Source organism: Enterococcus sp. S53, from assembly GCF_016516865.1.
Lineage (GTDB): Bacteria > Bacillota > Bacilli > Lactobacillales > Enterococcaceae > Enterococcus_D > Enterococcus_D innesii.
In genome coordinates this window covers 114140-131869 of the sequence record NZ_JACVUH010000006.1, presented here as the reverse complement: position 1 = coordinate 131869, position 17730 = coordinate 114140, and the positions used below count along the sequence as shown (strand labels likewise).

Below are 17730 nucleotides of genomic sequence, written 5' to 3'. Positions count from 1 at the left end.
TCCATACGATTTCGTTACCCTCAGTATAGAGAAAATCAGCTTCGGCGTCCTCCAACTTTGGGCGGATTTTTTTTGCTTGCTGAAAGTTTTCTTAAACTGCTGAAAAAAGCGAAGAGGATTCGTTTCTTAAACCGTCAAAATATGCTAGAGTATAGAAGGACTAAGGAGGAGATTTCATGATTTTTGATTCTCATACACATTTGAATGCAGAACAGTTTAACGAAGACATTCCCGAAACGGTCGCCCGTGCGCAAGAACTAGGAGTAACGGAGATGGCGGTCGTCGGTTTCGATCAGCCAACGATTGAAAAATCGTTAGCATTAAGCAAAGAATATCCTGGCATTTACAGTATTATCGGTTGGCATCCAACCGAAGCTGGTTCTTATACCCCACAAGTGGAAACCTATTTGCAAGAGCGCTTGGAACGACCAAAAGTCGTTGCCCTAGGTGAAATCGGTTTAGACTATCACTGGATGGAAGATCCGAAGGAAGTTCAAGAAAAGGTCTTTCGTCGGCAAATGGCGATCGCCCGTGAACATCAGCTGCCTATCAGTATTCATACCCGTGAAGCCTTAGAAGATACCTATGCGATTTTAAAGGATGAAAAAGTCCAAACGATCGGCGGCATCATGCACAGCTTTAGTGGGGACGGCGAATGGGCGAAAAAGTTCTTGGACCTAGGAATGTATATTTCCTTTAGTGGTGTCGTGACCTTCAAAAAGGCGACGGAGGTACAAGAAGCTGCGCAAGTCGTGCCACAAGATCGGCTACTCGTTGAGACTGACGCGCCGTATTTAGCCCCTGTTCCTTATCGTGGCAAGCGTAATGAACCGGGCTATACTCATTATGTAGTGGATAAAATCGCGGAGCTGCGGCAAGAAGCGGTGGCTGATGTTGCGGCCTACACGACAAAAAATGCCCATCGCTTGTTTAGGATCAATGACTAATAAACCGAAAATCGAAGAAATCATTGTCGTCGAAGGCAAAGACGACACCCGTCGGTTGCAAGAAGTGTTCGATGTAGATACCATCGAGACGATCGGTTCGGCGATCGATGACACGATCCTTGATCAAATCGAGCACGCCCAAGAGACACGAGGGGTCATCGTGTTTACCGATCCCGATTTTTCGGGAGAAAAGATCCGCAAAATCATTATGGAAGTCGTTCCTGATGCCAAGCATGCCTTTTTACCGCGCAGTCAGGCAGCACCGAAAAGCAAGGGCAGTTTAGGTGTGGAACACGCCAGCCATGAAGCGTTGAAAGAAGCCTTGCGAAAAGTCGTAACCCCGATTGCTTCAAATGAAGTCAGTGAAGGGACCATTGATCGGCAACAGTTGTTAGCGTATGGCTTGATCGCAGGGGCTGGAGCGAAAGAGAAACGAGAGCGGTTGGGGGATCTTTTACGCATCGGCTATACGAACGGCAAACAATTAGAGAAGCGGCTGGCAATGTTTCGTATCACCGATGCAGAGTTGGCAGAAGCAATGAAAATAGTGGAGGAAGAATTGTGAAAGAAGAACGGGATATAGCAACCCCCTCAAGAACCAAAGAGATTTTAGCGAAACATGGCTTTACCTTTAAAAAAAGTTTAGGGCAAAACTTCTTAACAGAACCGAATATTTTACGGAAAATCGTAGAAACTGCAGGCATCGACGAGACGACAAACGTCATTGAGGTTGGTCCTGGAATCGGTGCGCTGACCGAACAGTTGGCAAAACATGCCAAGCAAGTGTTGGCGTTTGAAATTGATGATCGGTTGATCCCAGTGTTAGCCGACACAATGCAGCCATATCAAAATGTGAAAATCATTCATCAAGATGTCTTGCAAGCAGATCTGGCAACGACCATTCAGTCAGCATTCAGCGATACGGCTGCTTCATTAAAAGTTGTCGCAAATTTGCCTTACTACATCACTACGCCAATTATGATGCACTTTTTAGAGTCTCAGGTAAAAGTAGATGAAATGGTCGTGATGATGCAAAAAGAAGTGGCAGATCGAATCTCAGCAGTTCCCGGGACTAAAGCCTATGGCTCGTTGTCGATCGCTGTGCAATACTACATGGAAGCAAAACTGGCATTCATCGTCCCGAAAACCGTTTTTGTGCCCCAACCGAATGTTGATTCGGCTATTTTGAAATTGACGCGTCGATCACAACCAGCAGTCGCAGTCACCGATGAAAAAGAGTTTTTCAAATTAACGAAAGCAGCCTTTCAGCTGCGTCGTAAAACCCTTTGGAACAATTTGCAAAATAGCTATGGAAAAGATGAAACAACCAAACAGTGGTTGGCAGACAGCTTAGAAGCAAGTGGGATCGATCCGAAACGACGTGGAGAAACGCTGTCGTTAGCGGAATTTGCCAAATTAAGCAATGAAATGCAAGCGCGTAAAGGATAACTTCAATAAAAACGGATGTTGAATAAACATTCGTTTTTTGTGTCTTGACACCTCGTGGAAATACCAGTAGAATAAGCAAGACAGAACTGTCATGACACATTGAAGGAGAGAGTATAAATGAAAAATCATTCCATCCGCCATTTAACGATCGCTGCATTGTTGATCGGCATGGGGATCGTCATTCCCATGGTAATGCCCAAAATCGTCATCGGACCAGCATCTTTTACCTTAGCTAGCCATGTGCCCGTCTTTGTGGCGATGTTCTTTTCACCTGCGATGGCGATCGCGGTAGCTTTAGGAACGACCTTTGGCTTTTTCTTAACACTGCCACCAATCATTGCTTTACGGGCATTGTCCCATGTTGTTTTTGCCGTCATCGGTGCCTTTTATTTACAGAAGCACCCAGATATTTTACTAAAAAATGGCAAACCCTCTTTATTGAATATCAAATTTCAGAGCTTTAACTTGATTATCGGACTGATCCATTCTGCCGTAGAAATGGCAGTCGTTGCCGCCTTTTACTTCACAGGAAATGTACCAGGGACCGCATTCGATGGTAATTTCTACTATTTCTTGTTCGTTTTGATGGGGATCGGCGGTTTGATCCATAGCTTGATCGATTTCAATTTGGCTTATTTTGTTGCAGGTGCCTTAAGCAAACAATTTGATATTCGTTCGTTTTCGAAAGCAAAAGGACGCTTTATTCAGAAACAGAAGAAAGCGGCATAAGCGCCAGTTTGAATAGACCCGCTGCCTAAACGGGTCTATTTTTTTGTGTTTAGATTAAGAAAATACTCCTTCCTAAAAAGTTTATTATAGTGAAATAATAAACAGAAATAAGTTATAATATACAAGAGGAGGAAGTAGATGAAGAAGAAAAAGTTAAAACGGTTACTTTTAGGTATGTTCGTCTTGATGCTCTTCTTTCTGCTGATTTTTTATGACAGTAAGAACGGGCAGTCCCCCTTTGAAAAGATAGAGGATGAATTGACACTAGCACTTTCGGATGAAGAACAAACACCAGAGCCTGAATACAGTGAGGTTATTCAATTGGATGTTCCGTTAGAAAATCAATTCGATGAAGTGGCGTTAGGGAACGGCTGTGAGGTAACGGCTTTATCGATGCTCTTGAATTTTTACGGATTTGATACCAATAAAAATCAATTGGCGGAAGAATTAGCGTATGTCCCGCTTTATGAGGATTATTATCACCATGGAGATCCACGAGAAGGCTTTGTTGGAAACATCTATGGCGGCGATAGCGCGATGGGGGTTGACGTAGAACCGATCACCGATGTCGCCGAAAGGATTGTAAAAGAGCAATACGAAGTTGTTAGTGGACGAGACAAAAGCTTTGATGAGATCGTCAAAGTACTACAATCTGGGAAACCAGTTTGGATGATTGCGACGTTAGAATTACAAGTACCTACCGATGCGGATTTCTTTCAATGGAATACCCAAAATGGCGAAATCCTTGTGACGGCATTGATCCATTCGGTGGTGATCACAGGCATCGATGGTGATACGATGTATGTCAACGACCCTTATGGACATAAGGATCGTGAAGTCAGCAAAGAAGACTTAGCAGCGATCTATGAGAAAATGGGTCAGCAATACTTATATTTAGAAGAAATCTAAGAAAAACCCCTAACTTGCCGTTGACAGTAAATGAAAAAACAATTATAATTTTTTAAAATTAAACAAAGAAATCGATAACGTTGAAGAGAAGAGTAGCAGATCAACAAAGGTACAGAGACTCCGGTTGGTGAAAAAGGAGACATGCGGTGATCAGTGAAGATGAGCTCTGAGTTTTTTTGTTGGTTCACGCCAGCAAAACGGCATGCGCCCGTTACAGCGCCAAGTATCATAGTGTACTGTTGAGGTGTTATTTGTGAGAATAGCACGAATTAGGGTGGTAACGCGCATCAAGTCGTCCCTTTTATCCGTAAGGATAAAAGGGCGGCTTTTTTTGTTTCTCACAGCCGAAACTATTCGCCTTCTTTTCAACAAGAAATTTATCTGTAAGGAGTTGAAGCAATGCCGATCATTATTCCCAAAGAACTACCCGCTGCAGCGGTCCTGCAAAAAGAAAATGTCTTTGCCTTACTGCAGCATAAAGCGGCGAAACAAGAGATTCGTCCCTTGAAGATCGCAATCGTCAATTTAATGCCGAAAAAGATCGCCACAGAAAATCAATTGCTGCGCCTGCTTTCCCAAAGTCCGCTGCAAATTGAAGTAACTTTACTGAAAATGAAGTACCACGAAAGTAAAAACACGTCTGTCGATCACATGGAAAAGTTTTATCAAGAATTCTCAGTGATCCAGTCCCAACGATTCGACGGCTTGATCATCACTGGTGCCCCTGTTGAAAAAATGGCCTTTGAAGCCATTGATTATTGGCAAGAACTGCAAGAGATCATGGATTGGAGCCAGACGAATTGCACTTCAGTCCTGCATATTTGTTGGGGGGCACAAGCTGGTCTTTATTACCATTATGGTATCGACAAAGTGTTGTACCCAAGCAAATTGTTCGGTGTCTTCGAACAAGCAGTCACGCATTTTCATCCGCTCGTTCGCGGATTTGACGACGTCTTTTATACGCCCCATTCGCGCTATACTGGCATCGATGAAGGCCAGCTCGCCCAAGCGCCTTTAGAAATCTTGGCAGCGGGTGTTGAAACAGGGCCTTCCATCTTCGTATCAGAAGATCATAAAAATGCCTTCTTGCTAGGGCATTTTGAATACCACACAACGACCTTGAATGAAGAGTACTTGCGAGACATGGAACGGGGCTTAGCTACCGCATTGCCTAAAAATTACTTTGCCTATGACCGTTTAGGCGGAAAGATTACCAACCGTTGGCGGGGACATGCCTCTTTGTTTTTCAGCAATTGGATCAATGAAACCTATTTGCGAACGCCTTATGACCTGTCCGTCACGCCGACGAAAGAAGGTTACCGAATTGGCAGTGAGCCAGAAGGTCGGGTGAGTATCAATGACGATTGAGCATTTTCTCTCCCACTATGCTAGACAGCGAAAAGGCACTGATTCTTTAAAATGGGATTTTGTGGATCAACGGTTCCAAGGAGAAAAGCTTTTGCCTTTATGGGTAGCTGATATGGATTTTGCTGCGCCAAAGGCAGTGGAAGAAGCCTTGCAGCAACTGGTTGTTCAAGGAACCTTTGGCTATGCGATTCCCCCCTCAGGCTATTTTTTAGCCTATCAAGCTTGGCAAGATCGCCACTGGGGGACGAAATTCGAAGAAAAATGGCTCTCGTTTTCCACAGGGGTCGTCCAATCTTTGGTTGATTTGCTTCATTGTTTCACAGAACCAGACGATGGCATCTTGATCCAGCCGCCCGTCTATTATCCCTTTTTTGACAGCATCAAAGAGACGAAAAGGCGCTTGATAGAAGCACCCTTACAAAAGGTGGGGAATTCTTATCAAATCGATTTTGCTGCTTTTGAAGGCAAAATCATTGAAGGAAAAGTGAAACTATTTATTCTCTGCTCCCCCCACAATCCAGTAGGGCGGGTCTGGCAAGAGAAAGAACTGCATCAGTTATTGGCCATTTGCCAAAAACATGAGGTTGTCGTGATCGCCGACGAGATCCATTGTGAGCTGATACTCGGTGAGCAGCAATTTGTTTCAGCCGTGACAGTGGCACAGGGGGTCGGCTTTGAGAAGCTGATCGTTCTGGATTCGCCCTCAAAAACCTTCAACTTAGCAGGATTATTGCTCTCTCATGTTTGGATTCCTGATTTAGAGATGCGCAGAGCCTATCAGGCTTGGTGTCGACAATACAAGCAGACGGAAGTCAATCGTTTGGGATTGGTGGCTGCGAAAGCCGCGTATGAATCGGGGGATCAATGGCTAGCGAACCTGCTTTTGGTGATTGCTGCCAATGAACAAATGGTCCGCCAGCAACTGCAAGAAGCATTTCCCAAAATTGAGCTCCTGCCATTAGAAGGAACCTATCTTCTCTGGGTCGATCTGCGGCAAGTCATTGCCAAAGAACGAACCAAGCACGTGATCCAAGATACTGCCGGTCTGGCAGTCGACTATGGGGAATGGTTTTCACAAGACGGTCAGGGCTTGATTCGTCTGAATCTTGCGACAACACCGACGATCATTCAAGAAGCCCTTGATCGCATGATCGAGGCAATCAAAAAGGAGGAACGACATGACGATTGATACAGCAACTTTTCTGGCACAATTAGGCAATCATTCGGATCAGCAAACTGGGGCGATCAGCCCACCGATCTATCTTTCCACGACCTTTGCTCATCCTGCGTTAGGGCAAAGTACAGGCTATGATTATACCCGTACCAAAAACCCGACCCGTGATATCTTAGAAGCAGGTCTTGCTGAATTAGAAAAAGGAGCTCGGGCAGTAGTGACCAGCTCTGGCATGAGTGCGATCGCTTTGATTTTTGACTTATTTACCAGCGGGAGTCGCTTTTTGGTTTCTCGTGATTTGTATGGCGGTAGCTTTCGCTATTTTGCGGAATTGGAAAAAAGCCAACGGGCATTCTTCGATACCTTCAGCACTGTAACAGAATTAAGTGAAAAACTAACTGACGAGGTAACGGCTGTCTTTTTAGAGACCCCAACGAATCCTTTGATGACCGTGACGGATATTGCTGAAACCGCCAAACTTGCTCACGACCATGGGGCGCTACTGATCGTAGATAATACCTTTTTGACGCCGTTACGGCAGTTGCCCTTAGAAGAAGGCGCGGATCTAGTGATCCATTCAGGCACCAAGTTCTTATCAGGTCACAATGATATTTTGGCTGGCGTCGTCATCGCCAAAGATGCGCAAGTAGGGGAGCGCTTGAATTATTTAGCCAATACTTCAGGCCCGACCTTGAGCAGCTTTGATACGTGGTTATTCATCCGAAGTTTAAAGACGCTGCCGTTGCGCTTTGAACGGCAAGAAGCCAACGCCAAGGAAGTTGGCCGCTTTTTACGAGCCCATCCGGCGATCAAAGAGGTGCTGTACCCAAATGCAGGGGCGATGATCAGTATTCGGGTGCTTGATGAAACCAAAATCAGCGGCTTCTTAGCGGCATTAAAGGTCTTTACCTTTGCGGAAAGCCTGGGTGGTGTGGAAAGTCTCATCACGTATCCAACGACACAGACCCACGCAGATATTCCTCAAGAGGTACGAGAATCTTATGGATTGACGCCGGATCTTTTACGGATCTCCATTGGGATCGAAAGCAGTAAAGATTTGATCGATGACTTAGAAAATGCACTGAAGATATTCAAATAACCCAACTACAGATCAGCTAGTGAAAAACTTACTTTTGTAGAGTAATTTTATTGACAGTTTTAGTTGTATAGGATAAAGTTACACTACATATGAATAGTGAGTCCGATGTTTTCGGTTGACGGCAACAGGGATTAACCATTTCTCCTTTGAAAAAGTAGGTTGTTTTGAGAAGCAGAGGGGAAATTGGTCTAGTTGGGCCATTCGACAAGGAAATAGGACGATTGATCTGAGGAGGGAACAAAAGGGGAAAAAAGGAATGAAAAGAAATGTAGTAAATGTGTTGACGACAGGAGTGATTGGGCTGCTTGCCTTGTTTAGCTTGGCTGCCTGTGGCACCAACCAAGCGGATGAAGAAACGACCGTCGTCAAATTAGGTGTCGTTGGCGAACAAAATGAAGCCTGGGAACATGTGCAGGAAGAATTGAAGGAAAACGAAAATATCGACTTGCAACTGGTGAAGTTCACCGATTATCGCCAACCAATCGTCGCACTAGAGGATGGGTCAATCGATCTTCACGCAGCATTGACGGAAATTTTTATGGATAATGTCAACGAAGAAAGTGGTTATTCCAACACGACGATTGCGTATACGACATTAAACCCACTTGGTATTTATTCCGATAAAATCACTGATGTCAGCGAATTGGCAGATGGTGCTACGGTGGCTTTACCCAATGATGTGTCAAATGAAAGCCGCGCACTATTACTCTTACAAACGGCCGGTTTGATCACTTTGGATGAATCAAAAGGGTTACTGCCAACAACCAGTGATGTCACTGAGAATCCCAAAGCCTTGAAATTTGAGCTGCTTGATTCCAATCAAACGGCTCGGGCAATGACCGATGTCGACATCTCTTTGATCAACAACGGCATGGCAGTCGATGCTGGTTTGGTTCCTACAGAAGATGCGATTTTCTTAGAACCTGTGGCTGACTCCTCCACGCCCTATTATAATGTCATTGCTGCGCGAGCAGACGAAGCAGAAAATGATGTGTACCAAACGGTCGTAGCGTATTACCAGACCGATGAAGTAAAAGCAATTATTGACGAAGTTACCAAGAAATCAAGTATCCCTGTTTGGGAATAAAAAGCAAAAAATCTACTATAATTATATAGGAACAGGAAGTAGGATGGAAAAATGATCAATTGGAAAAAAGGTTTAGCAAGTGTTGCCGTCGTCGGACTAGGATTCGTTCTAGCAGCCTGCGGTGGATCAAATACAGAGGAAACGGCAACCAGTAGTGCAGCTGGTGCTGGCGATGATGCAACATTCACTTATGCCATCAGCGGGGACCCATCGTCCACCAACCCGATCAACACCAGTGATCGCTGGGGCTTGACAGTGACAAACATGATCTATTCTCCACTCGTTACAGTGGAAGCAGATGGAACAACACAAAATGCGTTAGCAGAATCAGTGGAACCGGCGGAAGACGGCCTTTCATTGACCGTGCATTTGAAACAAGATGTCAAATGGTCAGATGGCGAAGATTTTACTGCCGATGACGTTGTTTTCACGTATGAACAAAAAGTCAAAAAAGAAAACGGGAATGCCGATTCGCTTTGGGTCGACGACCAGCCGATCGCGATCGAAAAAGTGGATGAATACACCGTGAAATTTGTGTTGCCAACACCGAGTGCAGCAGCAATCAGCAATATCGCAACCGAAACATACATCATTCCAGAGCACATCTTTAAAGATGTTAGCGACTTTTCGGTCAGTGAACTGCCTGAAAAACCAGTTGGTACGGGTCCATATCAATTGAAAGAATACAAACGTGGTGAGTACTTTACTTTTGAAGCCAATGAAAACTATTATGGCGGCAAGCCTTCGATTCAAAACGTGACCTTGCGGATCATTGAAAGTACTGATACGGCCAAAGTTGCTTTGCAAAAAGGGGAAGTTGACGCAGCCGTTGTTTTGCCTTCAGATATCGAAGACTTAGATGATACGCAAATTTCTGTTTATCCCTATACAGAAAACCGCATCGGATACTTAGGCTTAAATACTCATTCAGATGCATTACAAGATGTGAAGGTCCGTCAAGCAGTCTTGTATGCTTTGAACAAAGATGAATTAAATCAAGCAGCGTATTTAGATGAAGACTATTATGCAACACCGTATTCATTCTTACCACCGAACAATCCATACGTCACCGAAGATGTCGAGAAATATGAAACAAATGCTGAAAAAGCAAAAGAGCTTTTACAAGAAGCAGGTGTCACTGATTTGTCATTGAACTTGGCGTTCAACTCAACTGACCCAGCTCAAACGATCCAAGCTACGTTGATCCAACAACAATTGCAACAAGCAGGCATTACAGTTACCCTTGAAGGGGGCGATGGTACTGCGATCTTCACTGAGTTGAAAAAACCTGATTCAACGAAATACAACCTGTTCCTTGGCGGGTATATCATGGGGAATGACCCTGACTTATACGGCAGTTTATTCGAAACTGGCGGCAGTGCCAACTACTTCCAAAGCAATAGCGAAACCATTGACAATTTGTTTGCGCAAGCAGCAGTTGAATTGGACACAGACAAGCGTGAAGCATTGTACGATGATCTGCAAAAAGCCATTGCTGACGAGGCGATCATTTACCCAATCGTTGACAACAAGAAAATCTTAGCGGTCAATAACCGAATTGGTAATGTAGAAGATGCAGGCTTGATCCCAATCTATACATTCGAAGATATGTCTAAATTGACAATCAAGTAAATCCATTGGCTGTGATAAAGAGGAATCTTTTTTATCACAGCTTTTTTCTATGAAAAAGAAAGAAGGTCAATTATGTTTCGATATATTGCAAAACGAGTATTGCAAGCAATCCCTTTGCTATTTGTGATCTCTTTTATCGTATTTTCACTAATACATATCGCCCCGTATGATGTGATCGATTCCATCACGACACCGAATATGTCACAAGAGCAAATCGATCTGTTGCGGCAGCGCTATGGCTTGGATCAACCCTTTTTGGTTCAATATTTTCTTTGGATCAGAAATGTTCTTACTGGTAATCTTGGCTTTTCGTTGGTTTCTCAAAGCAGCATTTCACAAGAACTTGCGACTCGGATCCCGAATACGATGCGGCTAGTGATCCCTGCATATTTGACCGCTTTATTGCTGGCGATCATTTTGGGTCTGTTAGCGGCTGCCAACAAAGGAAAGATTTGGGATCGGATCATTGACGCTGTAGCATCTCTAGGGATCGCCGTGCCGACCTTCTGGTTTGCGATGATCTTGATTTATGTATTTGGTTACTTATTGAATATGTTCCCGATCATTGGCATGTATACAGTCGGCAAAGAAGGGAATTTTGGCGATTTTCTGCAGCACTTTATTTTGCCTTATATCACATTGACTGTCGCCTTCTTCCCAGATTTGACAAGGTATATTCGGGCATCAGCGACTCAGCAAGTATCAGACGACTACGTGATGGTGCAACGGGCATTCCACGCCAGCAAATGGCAAATCTTCAGTCGTCACATCAGTCGCAATATTTTGATTCCCGTTGTCACCCAAATCGGCTTGGCGTTACCGATGTTAGTTACCGGTGCGATCATTACAGAAACGATCTACGGCTGGCCGGGCGTCGGACCTTACTTGATGAGTGCAACGAAAAGCCTCGATTATCCTGTGATCATGGCGATCATGCTGCTGTCAGCAACACTGGTCATCTTAGGGAATTTGTTAGCGGATGTATTATATTCCGTGGTTGATCCACGTATCCGTAAAGGAGGGAGCAAGTAATGAAACGTTTCAAAAAAATCAGTGAAGTCATGCTTGCTTCGCCCATCTATACTTTTTCTGTCGTTTTCTTGACGTTATTGATCGTGTTATCGCTCGTTGCGCCTTTGATCCCGATCGATCCCAATGCAACGGATGTCAGCAACATGTCACAGCCACCAAGTTGGTCTCATTTATTTGGAACTGATGAAGTGGGGCGGGATTACTTTATTCGGGTCGTCTACGGCGGTCGGGTGTCCTTGTTTGTAGGTGTTTTGGCAATGATCACTGCGACGTTTATCGGGACCCTTGTCGGTCTTGTTTCTGGCTACTTTGGCGGATGGATCGATAATTTGCTGATGCGGCTCGTCGATGTGTTGTCATCGATTCCTTGGCTGGTGTTAGTGATCGTTTTGAGCGTCTTTTTACGTCCTGGACTAACCACGATCATTATTGTGATCGGCGGGTTTTCATGGATGAACATCGCTCGTTTGATTCGTGGTGAAACGTTAGCAGCGAAAGAACGGGAGTATGTTGCTTACGGGAAATTTATCGGTCGTTCTTCATTCAGTATTATCGTGAAGCATGTTTTCCCAGCAGTACTGCCAACCTTGATCGTTGCGGCATCCGCAAGTATTTCTGGGGCGATCATGACCGAATCAGCATTGAGCTTCCTCGGATTAGGCATTCAGCAGCCGATGGCTTCGTGGGGCAGTCTGTTGCAAAATGCGCAAAACAGCTTGCAGCGGGCACCATACATGGCGATCCTTCCAGGGCTCTTTGTTATTTTCACCATCTATTCCTTCAACAACATCGGCGACATGATCAAACATGTCTTGCAAAGGGAGGTGTGACCGATGAAGACAGAATTATTAGCGATCGAAGCGTTGAATGTGACGTTTCACAGCAAAACCGGTCCGAAACCGTTAGTCAAAAAGCTGGATCTAGTGATTCCAAAAGGCAAAGTGGTTGGGATCGTCGGCGAATCTGGTAGTGGCAAAAGTATGACCATGAAAAGTGTCATGGATCTTTTGCCTGATAAGGTGACCGATCACTATGCCAGTTATACATTTGAAGGAGCAGCAGTGACCGATCGTCGAACATTACCGATCGCCATGATTTTTCAAGACCCGATGACTTCGCTAAATCCTTTGCGTACGATTGGCTATCATTTGATCGAAGTGATTCGCCGCTCACAAAACGTATCGAAAAAAGCAGCTCAAGAAATCGCCGTCAAAGAGTTAGAAAAAGTCGGCATACCTTTTCCAGCACAACGTATGAAACAATATCCCCACGAGCTATCAGGAGGGATGCGTCAGCGGGTGATGATCGCCATGGCTTTATTGGCGCAACCGAAATTACTGATCGCAGATGAACCGACGACGGCTTTAGATGTGACGATCCAAGCACAGATTTTGGCATTGATCAAAAACCTGCAAAGAGAGAACCAGCTTTCCGTCGTCCTTGTGACCCATGACTTTGGGGTCGTTGCAGGAATGTGCGACTTTATTAAAGTGATGTATCAAGGTCGAGTCGTGGAAGAAGGCACCACAGAAGAAATCTTTTATCAACCTGCGCATCCTTATACGAAACAATTATTGCAGGCGGCCCATTTAGGCGACAAGCATGCCGAATTAAAAGTCTTTGACTATCATGAGACATTGGCAGATGAGTTGCAAGAAACGCAGTTATCTAAGACCCATCGCGTTTGGCGCAATCAGGAGGTGACAGAATAATGGAAGAACTGATTCGCGTAGAACATGCGACGAAAACCTTTCGCAGCAAAAACTGGCGCGGCACTGTCAGTGAAGTCCGAGCGGTCGAAGATGTCAGCCTAACGATCCATCGGGGCGAGACATTGGGGCTAGTAGGGGAATCTGGGAGTGGGAAAACCACTTTAGGACGCAGTATTTTAAATTTAGAGACCTTAACAAGCGGGGAGATTTTCTTCGAAGGCAAAGAGCTAACAGCATTGACGGCAGAAGATCGCAAAGCAGCGTATCAGCAAATGCAGATCATTTTCCAAGATCCGTATTCATCATTGAATCCCCGCATGACGGCACTTGAACTGGTGATGGAGCCATTGTATCATGAAACGAAAGATGCTGCCCGAGCGAAAGCCAAAGAAATCTTAGCGATCGTCGGGATCACGGGTGATGATGTCCATAAACTGCCCCGCAGTTTCAGCGGCGGACAACGACAACGGATCGGCATCGCTCGTGCGGTGGTCAATCGCCCGGCGTTCGTCTTGTGTGATGAACCGACTTCGGCATTAGATGTCTCCATTCAGGCTCAGATCATCCAATTGCTGCTGCGTCTGCAAAAAGAGTTTTCGTTGTCTTATTTGTTCATTTCCCATGACTTGTCCGTGATTCGTCATATCAGTGACCGAACAGCCGTCATGTATCAAGGGAAATTAGTTGAATTGGCACCCACCGACCGTTTGTTTGACAATCCGCTGCATCCTTACACGAAGAAATTATTAGCAGCAGCGCCGATCGCTGATCCTGTGTTAGCAAGAGGTGCGATGGAACAAACGGAAATTCAAAGCACGATTACTTTGACACCATTGTATGAATGGGTCGAAGTTGAACCAGATCATTTTGTGAGGAGAGAAAAACGATGACAGTAGAAACATTGACGATCCATCAAGGAAGCGACAAATTTGAAATGACGACCTCAACTGGCAATTGGGTGTTAGCACGGGAAAAAGGCTATTCGCCAGTCCAAATGCTGGTGAGTGCGGTCGCTGCTTGCGGCGGCTATGTATACGCATCCGTCCTAGAGAATTCAAAAATCACAGCAGAAATCGAAAAGATCGAAGTCAGCTATGACCGAGACGACAACAAAAAAGCCCAACCAGTCAGTGCCATCCACATTCAGTTTTATGCGAAAATCGCTGAAACCGACCATGACAAAGCGACCCGTTGCCTAAAACTCGTTTCACCAAATTGCCCCGTGATCCAATCATTAGATCCAGCGATCGAAGTGACGGAAACGGTGACGTTTATTTAATCGAAAAAGACTTTGTGTGCCTGAAATCAATAGGCGTACAAAGTCTTTTTTTGATCAATAAATAATATTCTCCCGAATAAAGTCGATATCTGTCACTAATAGTTTGCGATCGACACTTTTTAGGGCGCCAGATTCTCGTAATTTTTGCATCATTCGATTGACACTGCTGGCAGAGGTAATGCCGCAAAAGCGAGCGATCTCCTCATTGGTGACTTCAAAGTCAATCAAGACACCATCTGTTGTCTTGATTCCGAACGTTTCATACAGCTCATTGATTTGGGTACAGACAGCACCAAATTTGCCGTTCATCAGCATTTGCTGCATCTTTTTCATCGTATCCATCAAGTTTCTTCGATAATACTCTTTGACATAATCCTGCAGCAGGCGATCACGATTGACATCTGCCCAAAATTGATCCCGCACGATTTTGTATAATTCGGCTTCTTCTGATTCAACCCGCACATTAAAAGGGGCTTCGACTTCTTGAGAGGATTCGTCTTTAAACAAAGAGACGATCTCAAAATCCGTCAAATAGCGCAAGTTGAATTCGCGCCCTTCATGGGTCACTACGCTAGTTTTGATGATGCCTTTTTTTAAAATATAGACGTACCGATCCGGGATACCTTCATATGTCAAGTAACTCTTTTTCTTACGGATAACGACCGGTATTGCTTGTTTTTCTAGATAATCACGTAATATCTGTTTCTCCACCCACGTTACTCCTTCACTTCATGCCAACCCAACATTTTCTGAAAAAAATCTGAAATTTCCTCTATTCATGCTTCATTAAAAGACATTTCTGGTGAAAAAGCAATAACAAATGTTAATGTTTCTTGTTAATGCTCTTTTTTAACAGCAAAAGCGCATTTCAAGCAGAGGAAGTTTCGGTATAGTAAAACGCATCACAGCACAAACAGGAGGAATGGAAGAAACATGTCAGATAGGAAAACCAATCAAGAAGGAGTCGTCAGCTCGTTGCCGTCAACTAAAAATGAAAAACTATGGAACAAAGGGTTTATCACGATTACCTTGATCAATTTTATCGTCTTTCTCGTGTATTATTGTTTTGTCGTCATCACCGCGAAATTTGCCGCGCAGGAGTTAGGGGCATCCACTGCACAAGCTGGCTTGGCAGCGGGGATCTACATTATCGGGACCTTGATCGCTCGCTTGTATGTTGGGAAAATTTTAGAATTAGTTGGTCGTAAAGCCGTTTTGCGCTGGGGGATATTGTTTTATGTCATTACCACCGCTGCTTATTTGGTCTCAGTCAACATTTATATTTTAGATGCGGTGCGCTTTTTCAATGGCTTTGCTTATGGTGCCGTCTCGACTGCGGCTAATGCGATCGTCACCGCTTATATCCCAGCTTCCAAACATGGCGAAGGGATCAATTACTATGGATTAAGTACTAGTTTAGCAGCGGCGGTCGGACCTTTTATTGGTATGCTATTACTACCGACGGTCGGCTTTGATTTCATTATTTGGTTAGCAACTATTTTATCGATCGCAACAGCCATCGCTTGTTTCTGGTTCCCAGTCAAAAACATCCCATTGACGGAAGAACACAAAGCACAGCTGCAAAAATGGTCCGTCAAAAGTTTTGTCGAACCAAAAGTTTTTTTCATTTCTGGGATTGCCTTTTTGATCGGGTTGGCTTATTCCAGCGTTCTCGGCTTCTTGTCGATCTACGCCAGTGACCTTGGGTTGGAAACGGCCGGTGCCTTTTTCTTCATCGTCTATGCACTTTCTGTGACCTTCACACGGCCAATGACGGGCAAACTGTTTGACCGCCATGGCGCAGATGCAGTCATGTATCCTAGCTTTCTTTTCTTGACCCTGGGTCTTTTCTTATTGAGTATTACTGGCAACAGCTGGATGTTGTTGCTTGCGGGTTGCTTTGTCGGCTTGGGCTATGGCACCTTCATGTCCAATGGCCAAGCCGTCTGTCTGAAAGAAGTCGATCCTCACCGTGTCGGCGTAGCGCTCTCCACTTATTTCATCGGGCTGGATCTCGGCTTAGGCGTAGGTCCCTATGCACTAGGAAGCTTACACGGTCTGTTTGATTATTCGCAAATCTACATCTTATGCGGACTGATCCCAGTCGTCGTTCTTGTTTTATACAAATTGTTTTATAAAACGAAACGCGCAGTTGCCGCCGTTGGTACGATGAAGCAGTCAATCAACGAAGAAGACTAACCTCAACCATTACAAAAAGGAGTGTTTCACCATGGATAATAATCAATTGATTATTGAAGCATTGAACAAATTAGTAACGAATATCAACGAATTGAATGAAGAAATGCATGCCATGAAAGAGGTCACCGCAACAATGACCCATGAACAGCTTGCTATCGATCATCAATTACGCGACATCAAATCGGTATTGATCAATGACAATCTGATTGGGTAAATTGTCATAAGGCTTGAAAGGAAACAAGAAACAGGAATGAACGCTTTTTTTTGAGAATGTTTCCTGCTCACTTACTGGTGGTAGAAAGATTCACATGAGAAAAGCGTTTTTTTGATGCACAAAAAAAGAAAAGCGAACATTGGCAGATTTTGTACAAGAAAATAAGCAAGAAAAATTGTAGCAGTCCGCGCTTGTATGCTATAGTGTGTCTGGGTAGCAATACCTAAAAAAAAATCAGAGTAGGAAATAAAGCGTCAAGTGCTGAAAGGATGGGATGTTGCCTTTCGGACGAAGAACGATCATTCGTTCGCGGTTTTATTTTCGCATTCGCTGCATGAATTTGTAGCAACTCTAAAAGGAGATGCTCGCTATGAAAAGAAAAGTCGATGCACACATGATTGCGGTCATGGGACTTTTGATTGCCTTAATGGTGGTCTTGTCGCAAATCTTGGGGTTTGAAACCTCCTATATCAAAATCACATTTTCCTTTGTACCACAGCTGATCATGGGTATGCTGTTTGGTCCGTTTTGGACAGCAGTTGGCTCCTCATTAGCCGATATCGCAGGAATGGTGATTTTTCCAAAATCAGCCTACTTTTTCGGCTTTACCATCAATGCCTTCGTTGGTGGACTGATTTATGGCTACTTCTTTTATCGGAAAGAAGTCACATTAAAACGAGCGGCGATGGTCGTCTTGTTAAATACACTTTTAATAACCTTGATCTTAACACCGATCTGGTTAGCTATGATGCTGAATATTCCTTTGACAAGCTGGGCGATCTGGTCGGTCCGCTTGCTAAAAGCAGTCATCATGTTCCCGATACAAACTGCGTTGATTTACATCGTAGGGCGTGCGGTACCATACAAACGGCTGATCCGACGGTTCGTTTAACGAGTAAA

At 44.4% G+C, this 17730-nt stretch carries 19 protein-coding genes and 1 riboswitch; of the genes, 18 read left to right on the top strand and 1 reads right to left on the bottom strand.

Annotated features, from left to right (window positions below; genetic code table 11):
* The first annotated feature begins 176 nt into the window (after window positions 1-176).
* From IAE45_RS09910 to IAE45_RS09840, 15 genes are all read left to right on the top strand, one after another.
* Window positions 177-947 carry a TatD family hydrolase gene (locus IAE45_RS09910; RefSeq protein WP_074932156.1) on the top strand — a complete coding sequence of 257 codons (771 nt, stop codon included), beginning with the start codon at window positions 177-179 and terminating at the stop codon, window positions 945-947.
* The gene (gene rnmV, locus IAE45_RS09905; protein WP_118214878.1) at window positions 940-1512 is read left to right on the top strand and encodes a ribonuclease M5; all 573 of its coding nucleotides are present in this window, start codon (window positions 940-942) and stop codon (window positions 1510-1512) included. The genes IAE45_RS09910 and rnmV overlap by 8 nt, the downstream gene beginning before the upstream one ends.
* Complete coding sequence (gene rsmA, locus IAE45_RS09900; protein ID WP_005225536.1) at window positions 1509-2396, top strand: 16S rRNA (adenine(1518)-N(6)/adenine(1519)-N(6))-dimethyltransferase RsmA; 888 nt, start codon at window positions 1509-1511, stop codon at window positions 2394-2396. The genes rnmV and rsmA overlap by 4 nt, the downstream gene beginning before the upstream one ends.
* A 117-nt stretch (window positions 2397-2513) precedes the next feature.
* Window positions 2514-3125, top strand: coding sequence for a hypothetical protein (locus IAE45_RS09895; protein WP_005225537.1), 612 nt, complete (start codon window positions 2514-2516; stop codon window positions 3123-3125).
* A 138-nt stretch (window positions 3126-3263) separates the two neighbouring features.
* Window positions 3264-4034, top strand: coding sequence for a C39 family peptidase (locus IAE45_RS09890; RefSeq protein WP_015509325.1), 771 nt, complete (start codon window positions 3264-3266; stop codon window positions 4032-4034).
* 399 nt (window positions 4035-4433) lie between these two features.
* Window positions 4434-5402, top strand: a complete 969-nt coding sequence (locus IAE45_RS09885) for a homoserine O-succinyltransferase (RefSeq protein WP_010747802.1) — start codon at window positions 4434-4436, stop codon at window positions 5400-5402.
* Window positions 5392-6591 (top strand): MalY/PatB family protein, encoded by a 1200-nt coding sequence (locus IAE45_RS09880; RefSeq protein WP_200126325.1) that lies wholly within the window; start codon window positions 5392-5394, stop codon window positions 6589-6591. The genes IAE45_RS09885 and IAE45_RS09880 overlap by 11 nt, the downstream gene beginning before the upstream one ends.
* The gene (locus IAE45_RS09875; protein ID WP_015509328.1) at window positions 6581-7675 is read left to right on the top strand and encodes an aminotransferase class I/II-fold pyridoxal phosphate-dependent enzyme; all 1095 of its coding nucleotides are present in this window, start codon (window positions 6581-6583) and stop codon (window positions 7673-7675) included. The genes IAE45_RS09880 and IAE45_RS09875 overlap by 11 nt, the downstream gene beginning before the upstream one ends.
* 256 nt (window positions 7676-7931) lie before the next feature.
* On the top strand, window positions 7932-8762 hold the full coding sequence (locus IAE45_RS09870) for a MetQ/NlpA family ABC transporter substrate-binding protein (protein ID WP_002307592.1): 831 nt from the start codon (window positions 7932-7934) through the stop codon (window positions 8760-8762).
* Window positions 8763-8813: 51 nt separating this feature from the next.
* Window positions 8814-10394, top strand: coding sequence for an ABC transporter substrate-binding protein (locus tag IAE45_RS09865; RefSeq protein WP_081116608.1), 1581 nt, complete (start codon window positions 8814-8816; stop codon window positions 10392-10394).
* Window positions 10395-10466: 72 nt separating this feature from the next.
* Window positions 10467-11426 (top strand): ABC transporter permease, encoded by a 960-nt coding sequence (locus tag IAE45_RS09860; RefSeq protein ID WP_200126323.1) that lies wholly within the window; start codon window positions 10467-10469, stop codon window positions 11424-11426.
* Window positions 11426-12256 (top strand): ABC transporter permease, encoded by an 831-nt coding sequence (locus tag IAE45_RS09855; RefSeq protein ID WP_002314376.1) that lies wholly within the window; start codon window positions 11426-11428, stop codon window positions 12254-12256. The genes IAE45_RS09860 and IAE45_RS09855 overlap by 1 nt, the downstream gene beginning before the upstream one ends.
* Before the next feature lie 3 nt (window positions 12257-12259).
* Complete coding sequence (locus IAE45_RS09850; protein WP_060791841.1) at window positions 12260-13138, top strand: ABC transporter ATP-binding protein; 879 nt, start codon at window positions 12260-12262, stop codon at window positions 13136-13138.
* Window positions 13138-14028 (top strand): ATP-binding cassette domain-containing protein, encoded by an 891-nt coding sequence (locus IAE45_RS09845; RefSeq protein ID WP_002316738.1) that lies wholly within the window; start codon window positions 13138-13140, stop codon window positions 14026-14028. The genes IAE45_RS09850 and IAE45_RS09845 overlap by 1 nt, the downstream gene beginning before the upstream one ends.
* Window positions 14025-14417, top strand: a complete 393-nt coding sequence (locus IAE45_RS09840; RefSeq protein ID WP_200126321.1) for an OsmC family protein — start codon at window positions 14025-14027, stop codon at window positions 14415-14417. Before IAE45_RS09845 ends, IAE45_RS09840 begins: the two co-directional genes overlap by 4 nt.
* Window positions 14418-14471: 54 nt before the next feature.
* Here the strand turns inward: IAE45_RS09840 and IAE45_RS09835 are convergent, their stop codons facing one another.
* The gene (locus IAE45_RS09835) at window positions 14472-15128 is read right to left on the bottom strand and encodes a Crp/Fnr family transcriptional regulator (RefSeq protein WP_015509334.1); all 657 of its coding nucleotides are present in this window, start codon (window positions 15126-15128) and stop codon (window positions 14472-14474) included.
* 222 nt (window positions 15129-15350) lie between these two features.
* On the opposite strand from IAE45_RS09835, the gene IAE45_RS09830 reads away from it, so the two are divergent.
* The 3 genes from IAE45_RS09830 to IAE45_RS09820 all read left to right on the top strand — a co-directional run bounded on the left by IAE45_RS09830 (window position 15351) and on the right by IAE45_RS09820 (window position 17722).
* Entirely contained in the window at window positions 15351-16616 is a 1266-nt protein-coding gene (locus IAE45_RS09830) for an MFS transporter (protein WP_200126319.1), read from the top strand.
* A gap of 31 nt (window positions 16617-16647) precedes the next feature.
* Window positions 16648-16830, top strand: a complete 183-nt coding sequence (locus IAE45_RS09825; RefSeq protein WP_005225550.1) for a hypothetical protein — start codon at window positions 16648-16650, stop codon at window positions 16828-16830.
* A 233-nt stretch (window positions 16831-17063) separates the two neighbouring features.
* A riboswitch (THF riboswitch) is annotated at window positions 17064-17165 on the top strand.
* A 26-nt stretch (window positions 17166-17191) separates the two neighbouring features.
* Complete coding sequence (locus IAE45_RS09820) at window positions 17192-17722, top strand: folate family ECF transporter S component (protein ID WP_005225551.1); 531 nt, start codon at window positions 17192-17194, stop codon at window positions 17720-17722.
* Window positions 17723-17730 lie beyond the last annotated feature (8 nt).